General features: G+C 36.8%; 21 protein-coding genes. 12 read left to right on the top strand and 9 right to left on the bottom strand.

The features are described 5' to 3' along the window. Positions 1-38: 38 nt before the first annotated feature. Genes IGI79_RS08790 through IGI79_RS08780 form a run of 3 tightly spaced genes read left to right on the top strand, consistent with a single transcriptional unit; the run spans position 39 to position 2,528 of the window. The gene (locus tag IGI79_RS08790; protein WP_019724437.1) at positions 39-389 is read left to right on the top strand and encodes an SdpI family protein; all 351 of its coding nucleotides are present in this window, start codon (positions 39-41) and stop codon (positions 387-389) included. Further along, entirely contained in the window at positions 370-1,086 is a 717-nt protein-coding gene (locus IGI79_RS08785) for a response regulator transcription factor (protein ID WP_065095978.1), read from the top strand. Before IGI79_RS08790 ends, IGI79_RS08785 begins: the two co-directional genes overlap by 20 nt. Further along, positions 1,086-2,528: a sensor histidine kinase gene (locus IGI79_RS08780; RefSeq protein WP_019722958.1), complete on the top strand. Its 1,443-nt coding sequence runs from the start codon at positions 1,086-1,088 to the stop codon at positions 2,526-2,528. The genes IGI79_RS08785 and IGI79_RS08780 overlap by 1 nt, the downstream gene beginning before the upstream one ends. 77 nt (positions 2,529-2,605) lie before the next feature. Here the strand turns inward: IGI79_RS08780 and IGI79_RS08775 are convergent, their stop codons facing one another. The 3 genes from IGI79_RS08775 to IGI79_RS08765 form a co-directional block, all read right to left on the bottom strand. After that, complete coding sequence (locus tag IGI79_RS08775; protein ID WP_010735100.1) at positions 2,606-3,118, bottom strand: hypothetical protein; 513 nt, start codon at positions 3,116-3,118, stop codon at positions 2,606-2,608. After that, a complete protein-coding gene (locus IGI79_RS08770; protein WP_019722957.1) occupies positions 3,105-3,833 on the bottom strand; it encodes a hypothetical protein in 729 nt (242 codons plus the stop codon). The genes IGI79_RS08775 and IGI79_RS08770 overlap by 14 nt, the downstream gene beginning before the upstream one ends. A 488-nt stretch (positions 3,834-4,321) precedes the next feature. After that, the gene (locus IGI79_RS08765) at positions 4,322-6,520 is read right to left on the bottom strand and encodes an LTA synthase family protein (protein ID WP_438846068.1); all 2,199 of its coding nucleotides are present in this window, start codon (positions 6,518-6,520) and stop codon (positions 4,322-4,324) included. Positions 6,521-6,906: 386 nt separating this feature from the next. Between IGI79_RS08765 and IGI79_RS08760 the strand changes: the two genes are divergently transcribed. Genes IGI79_RS08760 through ybaK form a run of 3 tightly spaced genes read left to right on the top strand, consistent with a single transcriptional unit; the run spans position 6,907 to position 9,354 of the window. After that, complete coding sequence (locus IGI79_RS08760) at positions 6,907-8,076, top strand: class I SAM-dependent rRNA methyltransferase (RefSeq protein WP_438845864.1); 1,170 nt, start codon at positions 6,907-6,909, stop codon at positions 8,074-8,076. Between the two features lie 16 nt (positions 8,077-8,092). Further along, positions 8,093-8,848, top strand: coding sequence for a type I 3-dehydroquinate dehydratase (aroD, locus tag IGI79_RS08755; protein ID WP_108144838.1), 756 nt, complete (start codon positions 8,093-8,095; stop codon positions 8,846-8,848). A gap of 20 nt (positions 8,849-8,868) precedes the next feature. Beyond that, a complete protein-coding gene (ybaK, locus tag IGI79_RS08750; protein ID WP_317742940.1) occupies positions 8,869-9,354 on the top strand; it encodes a Cys-tRNA(Pro) deacylase in 486 nt (161 codons plus the stop codon). A gap of 109 nt (positions 9,355-9,463) precedes the next feature. Here the strand turns inward: ybaK and IGI79_RS08745 are convergent, their stop codons facing one another. Beyond that, positions 9,464-10,723 (bottom strand): NAD(P)/FAD-dependent oxidoreductase, encoded by a 1,260-nt coding sequence (locus tag IGI79_RS08745; protein ID WP_438845863.1) that lies wholly within the window; start codon positions 10,721-10,723, stop codon positions 9,464-9,466. Between the two features lie 112 nt (positions 10,724-10,835). On the opposite strand from IGI79_RS08745, the gene gdhA reads away from it, so the two are divergent. Together gdhA and IGI79_RS08735 are read left to right on the top strand one after the other, a co-directional pair. After that, positions 10,836-12,185 carry an NADP-specific glutamate dehydrogenase gene (gdhA, locus tag IGI79_RS08740; RefSeq protein ID WP_066025259.1) on the top strand — a complete coding sequence of 450 codons (1,350 nt, stop codon included), beginning with the start codon at positions 10,836-10,838 and terminating at the stop codon, positions 12,183-12,185. A 111-nt stretch (positions 12,186-12,296) separates the two neighbouring features. Next, a complete protein-coding gene (locus tag IGI79_RS08735; protein WP_019722952.1) occupies positions 12,297-13,643 on the top strand; it encodes a glucose-6-phosphate isomerase in 1,347 nt (448 codons plus the stop codon). 345 nt (positions 13,644-13,988) lie between these two features. Here the strand turns inward: IGI79_RS08735 and IGI79_RS08730 are convergent, their stop codons facing one another. Next, the gene (locus IGI79_RS08730; protein ID WP_438845862.1) at positions 13,989-14,483 is read right to left on the bottom strand and encodes a hypothetical protein; all 495 of its coding nucleotides are present in this window, start codon (positions 14,481-14,483) and stop codon (positions 13,989-13,991) included. A 427-nt stretch (positions 14,484-14,910) separates the two neighbouring features. On the opposite strand from IGI79_RS08730, the gene IGI79_RS08725 reads away from it, so the two are divergent. Next, complete coding sequence (locus tag IGI79_RS08725) at positions 14,911-15,108, top strand: cold-shock protein (protein ID WP_019722950.1); 198 nt, start codon at positions 14,911-14,913, stop codon at positions 15,106-15,108. 43 nt (positions 15,109-15,151) lie between these two features. Continuing rightward, positions 15,152-15,637 carry a GNAT family N-acetyltransferase gene (locus tag IGI79_RS08720; protein ID WP_438845861.1) on the top strand — a complete coding sequence of 162 codons (486 nt, stop codon included), beginning with the start codon at positions 15,152-15,154 and terminating at the stop codon, positions 15,635-15,637. A gap of 94 nt (positions 15,638-15,731) precedes the next feature. On the opposite strand, the gene IGI79_RS08715 is transcribed toward IGI79_RS08720, so the two are convergent. From IGI79_RS08715 to IGI79_RS08705, 3 genes are all read right to left on the bottom strand, one after another. Continuing rightward, the gene (locus IGI79_RS08715) at positions 15,732-16,172 is read right to left on the bottom strand and encodes a nucleoside deaminase (RefSeq protein WP_438845860.1); all 441 of its coding nucleotides are present in this window, start codon (positions 16,170-16,172) and stop codon (positions 15,732-15,734) included. Between the two features lie 253 nt (positions 16,173-16,425). Further along, complete coding sequence (locus IGI79_RS08710; RefSeq protein WP_019722947.1) at positions 16,426-16,854, bottom strand: ImmA/IrrE family metallo-endopeptidase; 429 nt, start codon at positions 16,852-16,854, stop codon at positions 16,426-16,428. A gap of 6 nt (positions 16,855-16,860) precedes the next feature. Then, the gene (locus tag IGI79_RS08705; protein ID WP_010735116.1) at positions 16,861-17,223 is read right to left on the bottom strand and encodes a helix-turn-helix domain-containing protein; all 363 of its coding nucleotides are present in this window, start codon (positions 17,221-17,223) and stop codon (positions 16,861-16,863) included. 332 nt (positions 17,224-17,555) lie between these two features. On the opposite strand from IGI79_RS08705, the gene IGI79_RS08700 reads away from it, so the two are divergent. After that, positions 17,556-17,951 carry a phage holin family protein gene (locus tag IGI79_RS08700; protein ID WP_438845859.1) on the top strand — a complete coding sequence of 132 codons (396 nt, stop codon included), beginning with the start codon at positions 17,556-17,558 and terminating at the stop codon, positions 17,949-17,951. 135 nt (positions 17,952-18,086) lie between these two features. Here IGI79_RS08700 and IGI79_RS08695 read toward each other — a convergent pair whose 3' ends face one another. Continuing rightward, a complete protein-coding gene (locus IGI79_RS08695; RefSeq protein WP_010735118.1) occupies positions 18,087-18,236 on the bottom strand; it encodes a hypothetical protein in 150 nt (49 codons plus the stop codon). Between the two features lie 345 nt (positions 18,237-18,581). Between IGI79_RS08695 and IGI79_RS08690 the strand changes: the two genes are divergently transcribed. Then, positions 18,582-18,776, top strand: coding sequence for a hypothetical protein (locus IGI79_RS08690; protein ID WP_019724616.1), 195 nt, complete (start codon positions 18,582-18,584; stop codon positions 18,774-18,776). The last annotated feature ends 21 nt before the right edge of the window (positions 18,777-18,797 follow it).

Raw genomic sequence — 18,797 nt, 5'->3', positions numbered from 1 at the left:
TTAGAGTATACTATAGACAGAGATTGGAGAGTGAAATCATGATTTTTTTAACAGTTGGTCTTTTTTTGACCTTGATAGGGCTCTTATTTTTAATTTTGCCTTCTAAAGGTAATTTACCTTTCTATGGTTATCATTCAGAACGTGCCACTAGATCCGACGAACATTGGCGGATTGCCCAACGAACAAGCGGAAAATATTTCTTGATTTTCGGATTATTGATGACCTTGATCGGCTACGGATTAAAAATCACCGAACATACCAATTTTTTTATTATTGAAATGTTGGTCTTAGTGTTTCCGATCATGCCGATTTTTATATTAACAGAAAAAAAATTACAAACTTACGATTTGATAAATGGAGGAGACGAGCATGAACATTTTAATGATTGAAGATAATCAATCCGTATCTGAAATGATGCAGATGTTTTTTTTGAATGAAGGATGGGAAGCAACCTTCAAATACGACGGAAAAGAAGGACTAGATGCGTTTTTAGAGAATCCACAACATTGGGATATGGTCACGTTGGATCTTAATCTTCCAACATTGGATGGCATGATGGTTGGACGAGAAATCCGAAAAGTTTCTAGTACGGTACCAATCATCATGTTGACCGCACGAGATTCTGAAAGTGATCAAGTGATCGGTTTGGAAATGGGAGCTGATGACTATGTCACTAAACCTTTTAGTCCCTTGACGTTGATTGCACGTATGAAGGCATTACACCGTCGTAGCGAATTGGTAGAAACAAAAGAAGAAAATCCATTATCTGATCAAAATTTTGACATCCAAACCGATCACTTCAAGATGAATACGAAAACGCGTGAAGCCTACTTGAATAACCAACCGATCGATGGATTGACACCAAAAGAATTTGATCTTTTATTTACATTAGCAAAAAAACCAAGACAAGTATTTTCAAGAGAACAGTTATTGGAACTCGTTTGGGATTATCAATATTTTGGTGATGAACGAACCGTCGACGCCCATATCAAAAAACTGCGTCAAAAAATCGAGAAAGTAGGCCCACAAGTGATCCAGACCGTTTGGGGAGTAGGCTATAAATTTGATGATTCAGGTGTTGCCTGATGCGCTATTTATACCAACAATTACTGGCATTTTGTGGGATGATCGCGATGATCATCTTGATCGTCGGTATTTCTTTTACGCAATTGACCAAGCAAACCATCGAAGAAAATAATTACCAACAACTTTTTGGTTATGCCGAGTCGGTGGAGAAAACGACCCAAACCTTTGCGGATACGTTTCCTCAATTCAATCAAGATCAAGCATTCCAAAATGCGTTGGAACTGACTGAACAAGTATTAACTGAACAAAATGTCAATTTTATCTTTATTGATAAATATGAGCGAGTGATCTATCCAACGGCAGGGGTTTACTTGAATTTTACGATTACAGCAGATCAATGGGAAAGTTTGAGAAGCGGTCGCCAAGTCAAGTTTACTTCAAATAAAAATATCTCAGGAGAGAATCAAGCCACATCCTATGCTTTGGTTCCTTTCAATTTGAATCATGAGTTTTATGGGGGATTAGTTGTAAGCCAACCAGCCAGAAATATCGACAATAGTGTGCGATCAGTCACCTTGAACCTCTTCAAAGGCTTTATCTTCTCAAGTATTATAGCAATCATCGCAAGCTATGCCTTTGCGGCTTTCCAAGTCAAACGGATCAATCGTTTGAGAAATGCTACAAAAGAAGTCACGAATGGCAACTTCGATGTGCAATTACCTGTAAATGACAAAGATGAATTTGATGAATTAGCAGACGATTTCAATAAGATGACCAACTCACTGAAAGAATCACGAGCAGAAATCGAGGAACAAGAGAATCGGCGCAGACAATTCATGGCAGATGCTTCCCATGAAATGCGGACCCCTTTAACAACCATCAATGGCTTGTTAGAAGGCTTAGAGTATAATGCCATCCCAGAAAACCAACGGGAAAATGCCATTAAATTAATGAAAAATGAAACTGAACGTTTGATTCGTCTAGTCAATGAGAATTTAGATTATGAAAAAATCAGAACGAATCAAATCAGTATGGTCATCAAAAAATTTGATGGGACAGAAACGTTAAAAAACATTGTTGCTCAATTGGAAGCAAAAGCAGAAGCTGCGGGTAATCAATTGATTTTAGAAGCACCTGAACAATTAGACGTATACGCTGATTATGATCGGTTTGTACAGATCATGGTCAACATTATTCAAAATGCGATCCAATTCACTGAAAATGGAACGATCACAGTCACATTAGAAAAAGGTTATCTTGAAACGATCATCAAAGTGACCGATACCGGTATTGGTATGTCAGAACAACAAATGAAAAGCATATGGGATCGCTATTACAAAGTTGATCCATCTAGAAAAAATACAAAATATGGCGAATCCGGCTTAGGGTTACCAATCGTTCAACAATTAGTTCGATTGCATAAAGGAAAACTCGACGTAACAAGTGAGTTAGGAAAAGGAACGACATTTACTGTAAAATTACCAGATGTTGAAATCGAATGATAACTAAATCAAAAACCGTTAAAACAAGGCTTCTTTCTTGTTTTAACGGTTTTTTTATGAAGATCAACAAGCACAAGTCAACTCGCTTCTTTACAATCAGTGACATATGGGCTTTCGGCTATGGAAAGATCATGAGTCAACAATAAGATCGAAAAAGAATGATCATTGACTAAATCGCAAAGATTTGTCAAAAGATCTTGAATCTCGATAATCGACAAATCATCGATAGGGTCTTCGATGATCAGTTTATTTTTATCGGCGAGGATCGCATGCATCAGTTGCAATTTGATTCTTTCATACGTGCTCAACTCACTTACTGATTTTTTAAGCAACGAGGAATCTATCATTAGCTTATCTTGCGCTTGTTCCTGTTTGGCTTTTTTTTGTTTTTCGGGGATGTCCAAAAAGACTTGTTCTTTTAAATTAAGATAAGGGAAGAACGGCCAATTTTTTTGAACGATCATCAGATCAGTTCGTTCTGAAGCAAGGAGTTGTGCTTTGATCTCTGTGAAAATCACCTGTTGTTCGGCTTTCGAACCGATCAGAACAGTAAAACCGCTAAATGATATCAGTGAATCATGTTGGTTCATCAATGATCAGCTTCTTTCTTTTTAAAAGTCGATTTGAAATCATGAAAAGACAGGTACTAAGTAATGTGCTAATACTAACTAAACAAATGATCGTCTGTCCGATCCCTTTTAAGGTATCTACTAAAAAGTTATCGCTAAAAAAATCGATCATAAAAAAACTATTTTGGTCAATCGAGATCGATAAACCATTTCCAGAAGAAAAGACACTTGGTAAGTTCGGTAGTTCGAAGAAATCTAACAGAGCCAAATTGATTTTTTGGAGTAAAGCTTGATAGCCATTTTGGAAAGCAAAAACGATCAAAAGCACGCCAAGACAACTCAGAACTAATGGAATCAAGGATTGCCAAAAAACAAAGAAGAACATTTTTGGTTTGGAAAGACCCGCTAATCGCCAATTGATGATTTCCATACGATGACGATAGAGTGAGAGTAAAAAGAAAAAAAAGAAACACAAGGCAAACAGTGCCAGTATACAACTGATCACAACCAGATAGGCTTGTTGAAGTGTTTCTGATGAAGGCAAGTTCTCTTTGACATCAGAAGCATCAAATATCAACACCCGATCTTGGATTTGTTTGTGTAAAGTGGTTTGTAGATTATATAAGTTAAAGCTGATCAATAATAGAAAAGCAGAAAAGCTTGAAAACAAAGTATATAGAAATGTTTGTTTTTTGTAATAAAGTAATCGTGCGGTAGAATAACGGATCATATTCATACTTTTCACCTCAAGAATAGTATAAAAAATGAATATGAATAAAGTATGAAAATCATTTAGTGAAAAACCGAAATAAAGGAAGGCTGATCAAGTAGGACAAGCAAAGGGAACCTGGAGGCGTATAAAAAACTTCTTTAGTGACGCTATTCTTTTGGTCCTACTATGAGATCCAGTGCAAAAACTAATAGGAAAATGTATCAATTTCAAGATTTATGAACGAGCGATGAGTCCCCAAGAATCAAATGATTTGTCTGGGATCTTATTCGTTTCAGACTTAGAGTATGTATGAGGGGACAGAGGTGCATCGAATATGATTAGTAGCATCTCTTTGCACTTTTCAATCGTGCGGGTAAGAAAAAAATCACTGAGTAGAAATAAGCAAATCTATTTATATCTCTAGTTATTAGATCAAAAAAAGCACCCGAAGAAAGGATTTCTTCGAGTGCTGTTCGTTGAGTGATAACATTCGCTACTTGTTCTCACGTTGTTCATTCGTTGTTTTCTACTGCATCTTCACTATCCGTAGGTTCCTCGGTAGGAATACCATGGATATCTTGGAAAGTTTTTGTTTCGTAAAGATTTTGTGTCGTTTGATTGTTGTTCTCACTGAAGACGCTTGTTGATTTGTCACCAAGTGAACGCTCGGCATCACTTAGATGTTGCAAGCCATTTTTGTAATCAAACTTAGAAGTATCAAGTGGTTCTAAACCACTTTCTGTATAAAATCGAAGTAGATCGCCATTGTTGATCTGGTCTGAAACGGCGAGTTGCTTGCTGACTGCTTCACGTAAGGCAGTAACTTCTGCTTGTTGTTCTTCAGTCATATCGGAAAGGACTGCACCTGTTTGGGTATCATAGACAGCTCCACCATAATAGGTGTATTTAGGTGAAACGAAGTCACCATCACGGAAAGCGACTAACTGGTTATTATCAGGTGAGAAAAGATCTTGTCCTAATTGGATATAATTTTTTGAATCAACACCTAATAAATGAAGCAATGTCGGTAAAGCATCGACTTGGCCACCGTACGTATGATTGATCCCGCCTTTTGTTTGTCCAGGGATATGGATCATATATGGCACGCGTTGCATCGCTGCATTGTCAAAATTTGTCCATGTCGAACTTGTTTTACCAACTAATTCAGCTAAAGATTTGTTTCTTGTATTAGAGATCCCGTAGTGGTCACCGTATAAGACGATGACTGAGTTTTCATACAAGCCACTTGCTTTTAAATAGTTGAAGAATTCTTCTACCGCTGTGTCTAAATAGTTAGCTGTCGCAAAGTAACCATTGATTGTTTCATCGTTCGTATTAGCTACTGGGAATCCAGCTTCCTCATTCGTGAATTTTGAATAAGGGAAGTGATTCGATACAGCAATGAATTTTGAGTAGAAGGGTTGTTGCATCCGTTCTAAATATTGGACGGATTGTTCAAAGAATGGTTTGTCATGTAAACCGTATTGGAATGAGTTATCGTCATTCACGTCATAGTATGAAGCATCAAAGAAGTAATCATACCCAAAACTCTTATAAGTTTCGTTACGGTTCCAGAATGTACCAGCATTCCCATGGAATGCTGCACTGGTATAGCCTTTTGTTTGTTTTAAAATATTTGGTGCTGCTTGGAAAGTATTCTTACCACCAAGTTGAGTGAATAGCGATCCTTGGTTCAAACCGAATAATGAATTTTCCATCAATGTCTCTGCATCACTTGTTTTTCCAGCTTTTACTTGATGGAAGAAATTGTCAAAACTAAATGTTTCATTACTGTGGAATAAACTATTCAAGAAAGGTGTTACTTCATGTTCTACGCCATTTTCGTCTTTCAGTTTATAATCGATCACAAACTGTTGTAAGCTTTCTAAATGGATATAGATAACATTCTTACCCTCAGCTAATCCATAGAGATCTTGGTTTGGTTGCGCATAATGTTCTTTGACGTAAGTTGCTACTTCTTTCATATCATTTGGACTTGCTTCAGCTCGTACTTGGTTCGTTTGGTAAGTTTGGATACCGTCGTATACCATGAACGCGTTCAGTCCAAGATATTTAACTAAATAATCACGAGAGAATGTACGTGTCAATAACTCTGGGCGATCTGCTTCAGCTAAAAATAGATTTCCAGAGAAGATCATCACTGCTAATGTAGTAAAAGCAAACGCCATTCGAGCCCGTACAGGACGTGTGTCCATTTTGATTTTTTTCGTTGCTAAAAGTGCAATGATCAAAATGATATCGATCCAATAAAGGACATCATAAGGACGGAATAACCGTAAGGCACTTTCGCCTAAACCACTTGCGACTTTTCCGGCGCCTAGGATCGCGTTGATCGTAATAAAATCAGTGAACTCACGATAATAGATGATGTTAGAAAATAAGAGCAAGGTCAACAAGAAATAGATGACTAGCATCGTGATATACGCTGCTTTCGTTCGTCTAACATATAAGGCAATCCCTAAAAGAAGGATAGTCGTTGCGATCGGGTTGATGAACAAGATAAAATATTGGATGCCACTCTCGATCCCTAAATGGAAATCAAATAGATAAGTAGCAATCGTTTTGACCCATAACAAAACTGCTAGTAAAGTAAAAAATCCGAGCCTTTTATTTAAAAAAGCGGGTGTTTTTATTTTCAAATTAATCTTCCTTTCTGCACTCTTACATAAAAAAAGAGTGACATGAAACATACTCACGACTCACATACTCCTAACCATTTTACTAGTAGACCAAAATAGTGTCAATTGAAAGTACAAATCAAGCTTGATAGATTAAGATTTTCTTTAAGATCGCTAAGTTTTGTACAAAAATCTACACATGAATAGGGAGGACAAAAGTGCGCAGCACTGAGCAATCATCATGGAAAATCGGAAATCATTCTTCAAATTGTCTTTTTTTCAAATTTTTTTCTGAAGGAGCTACTTTCAGAACACTGTGCATTTCGTTTTAGTGGGAGATAAGGAGTTTTTATTTTAGCTCTTTTCTAAAGGAAACTACCTATAAGACAAGGAATCTCTAAGACAAGAAGCGTGTTTTTTGTTATACTAAAAAGGAGAATGAAAAAGCAGGTGAGCCAATGAAACTAACAATAAAAAAAAGAGCAGTCAAGAAATTTTTAAAAGGCTATCCATTGATCCAAGAAGAAGATCTAGTCCAAATGAAAAAAACGACAGAATGGGTAGAATTAATTGATCAGCAAGGGAAATTTTTAGGAAAAGGCTATTTAGGAAAACAAAACAAAGGGATTGGTTGGGTACTCAGTCAAAAGGATGAACCATTTGATCAATCATTTTTTGAACTAAAATTTCTGACAGCTAAAGAAAAAAGGACAAGCTATTTTAATGATGAGCAGACAACAGCTTTTCGTTTGTTCAATGGAGAAGGAGATGGGATCGGTGGTTTGATCATTGACTACTACGATAGCTTTGCTGTCTTTTCTTGGTACAATGAAACCTTATATTTGGCTCGTGAAGTTTTATTAAAAGCTTTTCAAGCTGCTTATCCTGAAATTGTCGGAATCTACGAAAAAATTCGCTTTGAAACAACACGATTACCGGAGAGCCAGCATGTGAATGGAGAAGAGGCCAAAGAACCACTACTTGTCCAAGAAAATGGAGTGACTTATGCCACTTATTTGAATGAAGGTCTGATGACAGGAATTTTCCTTGACCAAAAAGAAGTCAGAGGGGCATTGATCGATGGCTTAGCTTTAGGGAAATCAGTACTGAATATGTTTAGCTATACCGGTGCTTTTTCTGTAGCTGCTGCTATGGGTGGGGCAACAGAAACGACAAGTGTCGATCTAGCAAAACGAAGTTTGAAAAAAACTCGTGAACAATTTGAGGTCAACGGGTTGACACCGGATGCCCATAAAATCATCGTCATGGACGTTTTTGAATACTTTAAATATGCCCAACGCAAAGGTTTCTCTTATGATGTAATCGTTTTGGACCCTCCAAGTTTTGCTCGGAACAAGAAAAAAGTCTTTCGTGTAGCCAAAAATTATGGTGAATTAGTGAAAGATAGCTTGTCAATCTTAGCCGATGAAGGAATCCTGATTGCCTCAACAAATGCAGCCAATGTGTCGATTGATCAATTTCAAGCAATGATCGAAGATGAACTAATTTCTGCTGAGTATGAATACCAAATCAGCGGTGTTTATCGTTTGCCTGATGATTTTCAAACCATTGATTCTTTCCCAGAAGGAAATTATTTAAAGGTATTTGTTTATGAAATAAAAAAATAGAGAGGGCGTGAAGTAAATGTTTCAAGTAAAAGGAGTAAGATTTGGTACTGGACGTCCAAAAGTCTGTGCGCCCTTGACTGGTACAACTCGCGAAGAACTTCTGAGAGAAGCAATCCTGGCGAGGGAAGCCGGTGCTGATTTGGCTGAATGGCGTCTTGATTGTTATCAGGATGTCTTCAACAAAGAACAACTAAAAGAAACGTTAGTACTGATCTATGAAATGTTAGAAAGACTTCCATTGCTTTTGACTTTTCGAACCTTAGAAGAAGGTGGAACGCAAGATATTTCCATCAAAGACTATCACGATCTGTATAAATTTTTGATCGACACAGAATTAGTGGAAATGCTAGATATTGAGTTGTTCAAAATCGAAAGTATGGAAAAGGATCTGCTCCATGATATCCACCGCCGCCAGATCCCACTGGTCATCAGTAGTCACGATTTTAAAGAAACACCAGCAGATCCGGTCTTGCTGTATCGTTTGAATATGATGGAACATTTTGGTGCAAGTATCGGCAAAATTGCTGTGATGCCAAATAATGAACGTGATGTATTACGGATGATGGAATTGACTCGTCGTGCACATGCGTTTGTGTCAATGCCTCTAGTCACTATGTCAATGGGTGAGCTTGGCATGGTCTCTCGACTTGCAGGCAACGTGACAGGTTCAGCCATCACTTTCGGTGCGTTAGATGCGACACGAGCTTCTGCACCTGGCCAATTACCAGTTAAAGAATTAAAACAAATCATTAGTTTACTCAATGAAAATTAAGCTAGACGAAGGTGAAGATTTTGGCAAAGAAGAAACCAGTAAAAACGAATGCTATACGTATGGTAGAACAAAAAAAGATTGCTTATATAGAACATGAATATGCTTGGGATGAAGCACATATCAGTGCCTCATCCGTTGCTGCTCAGTTGCCAGGAAGTGAATCACGAATTTTTAAAACATTAGTAGCAGTGGGGAATAACACAGGCCCGATCGTTGCCGTTATTCCTGGAAGTACTGAACTTGATTTAAAAAAACTAGCAAAAGTCTCCGGCAATAAAAAAGTAGAAATGCTCCATCTCAAGGACTTGGAAAAAACGACCGGATATATTCGAGGTGGCTGTTCACCAATTGGTATGAAAAAATTATTCCCAACATTTATTGAAGAACAGGCAAAAGAATATGACCAGATCATTATTTCTGCTGGAAAGCGCGGACTGCAAATGGAACTTGCTCCAGAAGCAATCGCTGAGTTGACCAATGCAACATTTGTCGATATCAAAATTTAAAAACCACAAACAAAAAGCAAAACAAATGCTGAAACATCCATGAAAGGCGAACGACACGCGTTGCCTTTCATGGATGTTTCATTCAAGCAATGTTTTGCTTTTTTGTCTCTTACCATTGACTTTGCATGGCTGCGTGCATTCCTGAAACACGTCCCGTAGCAAAAGCTGCCGTGATATTAAAACCACCTGTATACCCATTTACATCAAGTAACTCTCCACCAAAAAACAGTCCGTTCAATACTTTGCTTTCCATGGTTTTTGGATTGACTTCTTTTAATGAAACGCCACCACCAGTAACAAAAGATTTCTCGATGGGAAATGTCTTATGGATCAATAGCTCAAAGTTTTTACATAATTCAGCAAATTCTTGGATTTGTTTTTCAGATGTTTGGCTACCAGTTAGTTCGGTCATTTCTAGCCGTTCAAGATAAAATTGGAGTAGACGTTCAGGTAGAAAACCACGCCACGCATTGATCAAATTCTTTTTCGATTCCTTACTTAGTTCCACTAACTCCTGTATCAGTTCTTCGACTGATTTCGTCGGGAAGCAATCTAAAGAAACAGTTACAGGTGCCTGCGTTTTTTGTAGCTCATTGTTGATGAAGCTGGAACACCTTAAAGCTGCTGGTCCAGAGATCCCAAAATGGGTAAATAAAAGATCCATCGTGTGTTCCGTGATCACTTTTCCTTTTTGGTTCAAGACACGTAACGTGATATCTTGTAAAGAAAGACCTTGCAACACTTTATCCGCAATAAATGACTCCTCAGAAATTAAAGGAGACTCTGTTGCATAAAGTGGTGTGATCGTGTGGCCTACTTTTTTGACCAATTTATACCCATCACCCGTTGCACCAGTAGAAGGATAGGTGCGTCCACCAGTCGTCAAAATGACGCATTTTGCTTTAAATTCATCAAATTCAGTACGCACACCATAGATTTGGTTGTCCTTATGGATCAATTTTTCTACACGTTCACCAAAAAACATCGTGACGTTCAATTCATTCAGACGATGAACCAACGCTTCAATGATCGTTTTTGATTTATTTGTCACTGGAAACATCCGTCCGTGATCTTCTTCTTTTAAGTGAACCCCTTGTGTTTCAAAGAATTCCATGATGTCAAAATTGTTGTATTGAGAAAACGTACTATATAAAAATTTACCATTTCCTGGGATATGCGTAATCAAATCATCGACAGGGCGATTATTTGTGACATTACATCGACCGCCACCAGTCATCAATAATTTTTTACCTGCTTTTTTATTTTTTTCGATCAACAAGACACTGGCACCGTACTCGGCTGCACTGATTGCAGCCATCATGCCACTTGTTCCTGCGCCAACAACAATCACGTCATAAGTTTTTTCCATTTTCTCACCTCACAGAGAGTGTAGCATATTTGAAGACGATTCGCAGAAAATGTTTTGACCTATGATTGAAATAAGCTAAAATAAAGTCAGATGAATAAAGGAGCGTGAACCTATGTCAAATGCAAAAGAATACGTACAAGCGATACAAGAAAAACTTCACCAAAAAGATGACGGCCAAATCGAGTTTCTGCAAGCGGTCGATGAATTTATGCCTACGGTCATCCAATTTTTAGAAAAAAATCCAGAATACATTGAAAAAAATATTCTAGGGATTTTAGTAGAACCAGAACGAGTGATCCAATTCCGTGTTCCTTGGCAAGATGATCAAGGAAACTGGCAAGTGAATCGTGGGTACCGAATCCAATACAATTCAGCCATCGGACCATATAAAGGTGGCTTACGTTTTCATCCAAGTGTCAATTTGAGTATTTTAAAATTCTTAGCATTTGAACAAATTTTCAAGAACAGCCTGACAGGCCTACCAATCGGTGGCGGTAAAGGCGGAAGTGATTTTGATCCAAAAGGAAAATCGGATCATGAAATCATGCGCTTTTGTCAAAGTTTCATGTTGGAACTGGCAAAACATATCGGACCTTCAATTGATGTACCGGCAGGCGACATCGGTGTAGGTGCTCGTGAGATCGGCTATATGTATGGTGCCTATAAACGATTGAAACAATATGATGCAGGCGTTTTGACAGGGAAACCTTTAGATTTCTGGGGAAGTAAGATCCGAACAGAAGCAACAGGTTATGGCTTAGTTTATTATGTAAAACATCTATTGAACGAAGAACAAGATTCATTTGCTGACAAAACAGTGATGGTTTCAGGCAGTGGGAATGTGGCAATCTATGCAATCGAAAAAGTCCATGAATTAGGTGGGAAAGTCGTTACTTGTTCTGATTCAGGTGGCTATATCTATGACCCAGAAGGTATCGATCTTGATCTATTAAAAGAATTGAAAGAAGTCAAAAGAGCCCGCTTAACAGAATACGCCAAAGAACGCTCATCGGCTGAATACCACGCAAATGAATCGGTTTGGACTTTGAAACAAGCGGCTGATATTGCTTTACCTTGTGCAACGCAAAATGAAATCGACGGACAATTGGCAGAGATCCTTGTAGAAAATGGCGTGAAGATCGTCGCAGAAGGTGCGAACATGCCATCCACATTAGATGCTGTTTCAGTCTATGAAAAAGCAGACATCTGGTATTGTCCAGGAAAAGCTGCCAATGCTGGTGGTGTAGCTGTATCTGCGCTAGAAATGAGCCAAAATTCACAACGTTTGGTGTGGGAAAGCAGCCAAGTTGATGCGCAACTTGATGAGATCATGGCAACGATCTATCAAACATGTCGTCAAACTGCCAAAGAATTTGGCAACGAAAAAAATCTTTTGCTTGGTGCCAATGTGGCAGGTTTTGAAAAAGTCGCAAAAGTAATGGCTATGCAAGGTTTAGTCTAAAAAATGGAAGTTTCTTGCAAATATTAGAAGCTTCTCGCATATTTGCTTGAAAAATAATAAAAAAAAACGTAAAGTATATCTGTAGATTGAAACTTTTAAGGAGGAACAAAAATGGCACACATTCATTTTGACTATTCAAAAGTTGCACCATTTGTCAATGAACATGAGTTAGGCTATATGCAGAGTCAAGTTACTGCTGCAGACAAATTATTACGAGAAGGAACTGGCGCAGGTAGCGATTTCCGAGGATGGATCGACCTACCTACGAACTACGACAAAGAAGAATTTGCTCGTATCAAAGCTGCTGCTAAGAAAATCCAATCTGATTCTGAAGTCCTTGTGGTCATCGGTATCGGTGGTTCTTATTTAGGTGCTCGTGCAGCAATCGATTTCTTACAACATACCTTCTACAACTTGTTGGGAAGCGACAAACGCCAAACACCACAAATTTTCTTCGCTGGAAACTCAATCAGCTCAACTTATCTTGCTGACTTGATCGAAGTGATCGGCGACCGTGACTTCTCAGTAAATGTCATTTCAAAATCAGGAACAACGACTGAGCCAGCCATTGCATTCCGTGTATTCAAAGAATTACTTGTTAAAAAATATGGTCAAGAAGAAGCAAACAAACGCATCTACGCTACAACAGACAAAGCAAAAGGGGCTGTTAAAGTAGAAGCAGACGCAGAAGGATGGGAAACATTTGTGATTCCTGATGATGTCGGTGGACGTTTCTCTGTATTAACAGCAGTTGGTTTATTACCAATCGCCGCAAGCGGAGCAGATATCGATGCCTTGATGCAAGGTGCTGCCGATGCAAGCAAAGCTTATTCAAGCGACAAACTTGAAGAAAACGAAGCTTACCAATATGCAGCAATGCGTAATATTCTTTACCGTAAAGGCAAAGTTACTGAATTATTGATCAACTACGAACCAGGAATGCAATACTTCTCTGAGTGGTGGAAACAATTATTCGGCGAATCAGAAGGTAAAGACCAAAAAGGAATCTACCCTTCAAGTGCAAACTTCTCAACAGACTTGCACTCACTTGGACAATACATCCAAGAAGGACGTCGCAATATCTTCGAAACAATCGTAAAAGTTGAAAAACCACGTAAATCGATTACAATTCCAGAACAAGCAGAAGACTTGGACGGACTTGGTTATTTACAAGGAAAAGAAATCGACTTTGTAAATACAAAAGCTTTTGAAGGTACATTATTAGCTCACACAGACGGCGATGTACCAAACCTATTAGTTAAAATCCCTACAATGGATGCTTACACATTAGGTTACACAATGTACTTCTTTGAAATTGCTGTCGGCATTTCAGGTTACTTGAATGGTATTAACCCATTCGACCAACCAGGAGTAGAAGCTTACAAGAAAAACATGTTTGCTTTACTAGGCAAACCAGGGTTTGAAGACCTTGCGAAAGAATTGAACGAACGCCTGTAAGATAGGGGCTAGAGAAGATTCTTAGTAATGCAAACGACTAAACATGTAGATACCATTTTATTTTAGTGGTACTACATGCAGAAAAGACAGCCGATTATTGGCTGTCTTTTTTTTGATGTAAATTGGACCAGTTGACCAGTTTCTTTCTTATCTGGATTGTTTAAAAAATCATCTGATTTACTTATAGCACGTTCTTTGACAAGGAGAGAGAGGTGAGCATATATCTGGGGGGAGATACTTCTTTGTAACTGAGTATAAATGGAGTGAGAAATATATTTATGGAGGTAGGATAGGTTGATCAAGGTTTATTGACAAATAAAGCCTACTAAATTTTTGGTTAAATAATTAAACTGCGTTTCCGTATGCATCAGTTATTGTGATCGTTCCTTCCTTAGAAACTCGATAAAAACCTACCGATCCTGATCCTCCTTGTTCAAGAATTGATTTACTTTGTGCATGGAATAGATAGTCTGATTCAATCATTTTATAGAAAGTAACCACGATATCCTCATTTTGTAATTCAGGAGAATCACTGATAAGTACTTGCATTGCTCGTTCCTGAGAGGTTATTGCATTACCTACAAGGGGCGAAGAAGCAGCCGCTGATTCCGTTGTTACCTCAGATGATTGAGTAGAATTTATAGCTTCTTGAATTTGTGAACTTTGAAAAGTTGATAAATTTTCTTCCGACGAAATCTCTTTATAAGTTGTAGTTATTTCAGTGCTACTCATTGAACTTTTAGATTGTGTATCTGACTCTGTACTTTTTGAAGTAGTTGTCTCACAAGCAGCAAGTAAAAAAAGACTATTTAGCATACCAATATAAATAATTTTTTTCATTGTATTTTCTCCATATAGATTATTTGTTTATTTATCGTACACTTCATATATGTATATTGTAAAAAGATTAGACATCCAAATTAGTGTTATGAACTTAATAACCTTGAATTGGGTTGTTAAAGTTATCGGTATAAAAAAGTTTGATTTACTAAGGGTATTATTCACAGAAAAAAATATTCATAATAAGATATAAGCATAGTAATAATAACTTACATTTAATTTTTCGACTTGAGACAGGTATTATAAGCACTAATTACAGTTAGTAAGTGTTAATATTTGTGTTCTTAGGTAATACATGCTATATTATATAAGTAATCTAATTTGAAACGTAATCTGAGCGATATATTCACACTATAAAAACTCCTTTTACCAAGTAATATTAATTGCAACAAAACACGTATGATATACGTAATAGGAGGAAATATATATGAATAACGGTACAGTAAAATGGTTTAACTCAGACAAAGGTTTTGGATTTATCACTGGTGAAGATGGACAAGATGTATTTGCACATTTTTCAGCTATCCAAGGTGAAGGCTTTAAGACTTTAGATGAAGGTCAAGCAGTTACATTTGATATTGAAGATGGTCAACGTGGACCACAAGCAGTAAATATCAATAAATAATTCAATAGACGAATTTGAACCATCTCCTTGTGAGATGGTTTTTTTGTTATTAGAAAATAGAAAAGAGGAAAACTATATGGACTACTTGAATTTAACAAATAGACATTCCGACTGGCTAAAAGTAGCTAACGAGATTAGTCAATTTGATTGGAAAGCAGCAAAGTATACAGCGGAAAAAATGAAGAATGAAGAATTTACAGATTGGGAATCAGTGATTATCGCAAAAGAAAGCGACAAAGTAGTGGGATTTTGTACTCTTGTAAAAAAAGATATTATCGACACAAATGAATATACCCCTAATATTGCCACTGTTTTTGTCGCACCAGCATATCGAGGAAATCATATTAGCCAGAAGCTAGTGGAAATAGGCGAACATAAATTAGGAGAAATAGGTTTTAGTAAAGTTTATATAACAACACAACATGAAGGGCTATATGAAAAGTGGGGATATCAGGAAATAACAAAGGAAAATGATCGGTTTGGGCGATTGATGCGGGTGCTAGAAAAGAATTTAATAGGAAAAGTATAATAAAAACTTGTCATAAGGTTTTATTATTTTTTTAGATTTAAAACGAATAAATCCGAGACGAAATTTTACTTAACTATTTATTAAACTACAATAGTTAAGTAAAATAATCTTTAATATCATCAATCATAAAGTCTTTGATCAATGAAACATCGTGAATGTAAGAGCCTTTTTTAAGAACCTCTTCGCAAGAAATGAAAGACCAGTTTTCTTCTTTACCTCGGTAAGTTGGATTATTCGAATAGACTACTCCATCTATCCCCGCCCAAATAATCACTGAGCTACACAAAGGACATGGTTCAAAAGTGCTATATAACCAATATCCCTCAGGTAATATATGTGTTTTTAATTGCTTACACGCACTTCTGACGGCATTTAATTCAGCATGAGAAGTGGGATCATGATCATCTAAGACAGTAGTTTTTCCGATGGATATAATCATATTTTTGTTGTCTACAACAGCAGCAACGATGGAATGATCTTGCTTTTGTAACTGAATCAATTTATGCATGATCCTTTTTTGAGGATGAAAATTCATAGTACATTCTCCTGAAATTTTATACAGATATTGTAGCATATTTTTTGTTGATGAAAGAAAAAAGCAGAATTGGTGATGAAGAAAAAAACAGTAAGAAAATCGCTTACTGTTTTTAATAAAAATGATTTGTCCCTACGAAGGTAGTCATATTATATCGAATTTTACTTTTTCTAAAATTTATTATTTTGACTTTTATAGAAAAAAATATAAAACTACAAGACTTTTAGAAAAAAGACCTGTAGCTTATTCTGTATTAAATCAAAAACCGATAACAACTCTCTGGAAGGCCATAAAGTCTTGTCAGCTCTTCCACTTCTCTTGGGTAGGTTTCCGTATCTTCTTTGTACAAGGAAACGATCAAGTTCGAAGCAAAGCAGTTAGCTTCGCTCTCAGATTTGCTTCTTGAATTTCTAGAGGATACATAGTAACTAGATATTTCTCGATGGAACAAAGCGTGTCCAAGTTCATGGGCACAAATGTAAAAACGTTCTTCTGATTCTTTCAGTGAGTTGTTCAATAAAATAATAGGGGAGCCTAATAGTTCTTGAAACTGTCCTTTTGGATTATCGAGAAAAGAAACATATCTGATTTCTATTCCTAATTTTTCAGCAATCACAAAAGGATTGGCGGTATCATAGGTACGCTTCAGTTCGCTTACTAGTTTGATAATATCCATCTCCATATATGCTCACTTCTCTTTGCCACGTTTTCGAAATTCCCAGAAAAGCCCTGTCAATACATCTTTCACACGTTGCTTTTCTTGTTCTGTCAATGTTTCTCCACCATACGCCATATTGACATTTGAATTGAGCATTTTGTCTAACTCAAATAAATCATCTTTATTTGCCCATTTTGGCGCTTGGTTGCTGCCCAATAAGAAATCAGTTGTTACCCCAAAATAATCCGCTACTTTTTTTAAATTTTCCGACTTGGGTGAAACACGATCCCATCTTCGGATCTGGCCATTAGAGATTCCTACGGCACGTTCGACTTCAGCAAAGGTTACTTTTTTTTCTTCTGCTAATTGTTTGATTCGCGCAACTAGTGTCATAAGGAACCACCTTTCTTGATATTCAAATAGCATAAAAGTCATTATGGTTGACAATTAGCTTTTAAGCTATTATAGTTTGCTTATACACTGATTCAATTGTTCGAAAAGTTAAGAATACAGTTACTTAAAAGTTCTTTCGATAGAGCATGCTTAAGATAAAGCATGCTTAAGATAAAGCGTATTCTTATGATTTCTATTGACTTTATAATAGCTTAAAAGTTATTTTGTGTCAAAGATGATGAACATTGAATTGTAATCAAATTGAAGTAGTCTGTTGGAATAGGTAAGATCAAACGAAGGTTAGGTATTCCAGAAAGTGGAGGGTGAGCAAAATGATTGTAGAGAATGCTGTGGTATTGAATGAGTTTAGAAATCTTGTAAGTAATGTGTACATTCAGATTTTTGTATTGATTCTATGTCTTGATTTTATTAGTGGTATCTGTCTGAAAACAGGAAAAAAGAAACGATTCAAACGTTCTGTGGTAAAAGATGTAATCAAATATTTGTTGATTTTACTTATTGTTTTGATTGCTTATCCCTATCTCAAAATTACAGGTTTTGAAGCAATTGGTATTGCTTTGGTTTTTTCGTATTGTGCGATCTATGGCTTGTCCGTTATTGAAAATCTAAGGAAACTAGGAATACCTGTACCTGATTTTGTTAAAGTACGTTTGAAAAAATGGCGTGATTTCTCAGAGGAGCAGGGGAAGTACAAAAATGATCGATAGGATTTTCTTAAAAGTGCTGCTAGGATATTCTTCTTATTTGGAGTAAACAAAAAAGACGTTTCTATGGCTCGTTTAGCCAAAAACGTCTTTTAATTCTCTATAGAATTATCAGCTGACATGAAAAGGGAACACTCCTTAGTTAGATTCGTGTAGCGCTTTTACTGCTTGCTCAATGGTGATCCCATAAGCGATGTGTTGTTCGTTCATTGCATCGATTGCCATGAAGCGATTCGTTGAACTATCAAATGCTACACGATAGCTGATGCTTGTTTTTGTGAATGTCATAGATATTTCTCCTTTCATTGGTATTTGTGCATTCATGAAATTTTTCATAAAACTTCCGAATACACCTTAAGTTTAGCACCATTCTAAAATTTGGGCAATCAATGTGCTATAAGATAGCTGTTACTATTTTACTTGAAATTAATTCTCTGAGATTCCCATCAATAATCCAATCATTAATAAGATAAATATACCAGTTTGAATATAGACCATCATTATTCACCTCTTTGACCCTAGTGTAGCTCTTTTTTAGCTTGGACTCACGAACAGTGGGGGATAAAGTTCAAACAAAATTGTCATATTTTTGGTTGGGATGACTGAAATAATAGTAACGAAGGAATCAAAATAGTGAAAATTGGAAGCGGTGAGCAAACACTTGCTTTGAGATATTTCGCAAACTTCATTATAATAAAAGAAAGGGGGCGAATCGCTATGCAAAAAAGAAAAAATTCTGGTAAACTAAGCATTTTTCTAGCAGTTATATCTGCTATCCCTGCTGTTTTAGCAGTCGTTCGAGCTATTAAGGAATCAAAGCAAAGATAAACTAAAAAAAACGTGTTGCTT

The organism is Enterococcus sp. AZ084 (assembly GCF_051714905.1).
In the GTDB taxonomy this organism is placed as follows: domain Bacteria; phylum Bacillota; class Bacilli; order Lactobacillales; family Enterococcaceae; genus Enterococcus_B; species Enterococcus_B pernyi.
This window is presented reverse-complemented; position numbering and strand designations above follow the sequence as displayed.

Bases quoted from the DNA above. Each gene is read 5' to 3' on its own strand.
- IGI79_RS08790 (WP_019724437.1), top strand. From the start codon at position 39: ATGATTTTTTTAACAGTTGGTCTTTTTTTGACCTTGATAGGGCTCTTA.
- IGI79_RS08775 (WP_010735100.1), bottom strand. From the start codon at position 3,118: ATGAACCAACATGATTCACTGATATCATTTAGCGGTTTTACTGTTCTG.
- IGI79_RS08725 (WP_019722950.1), top strand. From the start codon at position 14,911: ATGAATAACGGTACAGTAAAATGGTTTAACTCAGACAAAGGTTTTGGA.
- IGI79_RS08715 (WP_438845860.1), bottom strand. From the start codon at position 16,172: ATGAATTTTCATCCTCAAAAAAGGATCATGCATAAATTGATTCAGTTA.
- IGI79_RS08705 (WP_010735116.1), bottom strand. From the start codon at position 17,223: ATGACACTAGTTGCGCGAATCAAACAATTAGCAGAAGAAAAAAAAGTA.
- IGI79_RS08765 (WP_438846068.1), bottom strand. From the start codon at position 6,520: ATGTTTCATGTCACTCTTTTTTTATGTAAGAGTGCAGAAAGGAAGATT.
- IGI79_RS08730 (WP_438845862.1), bottom strand. From the start codon at position 14,483: ATGAAAAAAATTATTTATATTGGTATGCTAAATAGTCTTTTTTTACTT.
- IGI79_RS08760 (WP_438845864.1), top strand. From the start codon at position 6,907: ATGAAACTAACAATAAAAAAAAGAGCAGTCAAGAAATTTTTAAAAGGC.
- IGI79_RS08785 (WP_065095978.1), top strand. From the start codon at position 370: ATGAACATTTTAATGATTGAAGATAATCAATCCGTATCTGAAATGATG.
- IGI79_RS08745 (WP_438845863.1), bottom strand. From the start codon at position 10,723: ATGGAAAAAACTTATGACGTGATTGTTGTTGGCGCAGGAACAAGTGGC.
- IGI79_RS08695 (WP_010735118.1), bottom strand. From the start codon at position 18,236: ATGACATTCACAAAAACAAGCATCAGCTATCGTGTAGCATTTGATAGT.
- IGI79_RS08780 (WP_019722958.1), top strand. From the start codon at position 1,086: ATGCGCTATTTATACCAACAATTACTGGCATTTTGTGGGATGATCGCG.
- gdhA (WP_066025259.1), top strand. From the start codon at position 10,836: ATGTCAAATGCAAAAGAATACGTACAAGCGATACAAGAAAAACTTCAC.
- IGI79_RS08770 (WP_019722957.1), bottom strand. From the start codon at position 3,833: ATGAATATGATCCGTTATTCTACCGCACGATTACTTTATTACAAAAAA.
- aroD (WP_108144838.1), top strand. From the start codon at position 8,093: ATGTTTCAAGTAAAAGGAGTAAGATTTGGTACTGGACGTCCAAAAGTC.
- IGI79_RS08700 (WP_438845859.1), top strand. From the start codon at position 17,556: ATGATTGTAGAGAATGCTGTGGTATTGAATGAGTTTAGAAATCTTGTA.
- IGI79_RS08735 (WP_019722952.1), top strand. From the start codon at position 12,297: ATGGCACACATTCATTTTGACTATTCAAAAGTTGCACCATTTGTCAAT.
- IGI79_RS08710 (WP_019722947.1), bottom strand. From the start codon at position 16,854: ATGGAGATGGATATTATCAAACTAGTAAGCGAACTGAAGCGTACCTAT.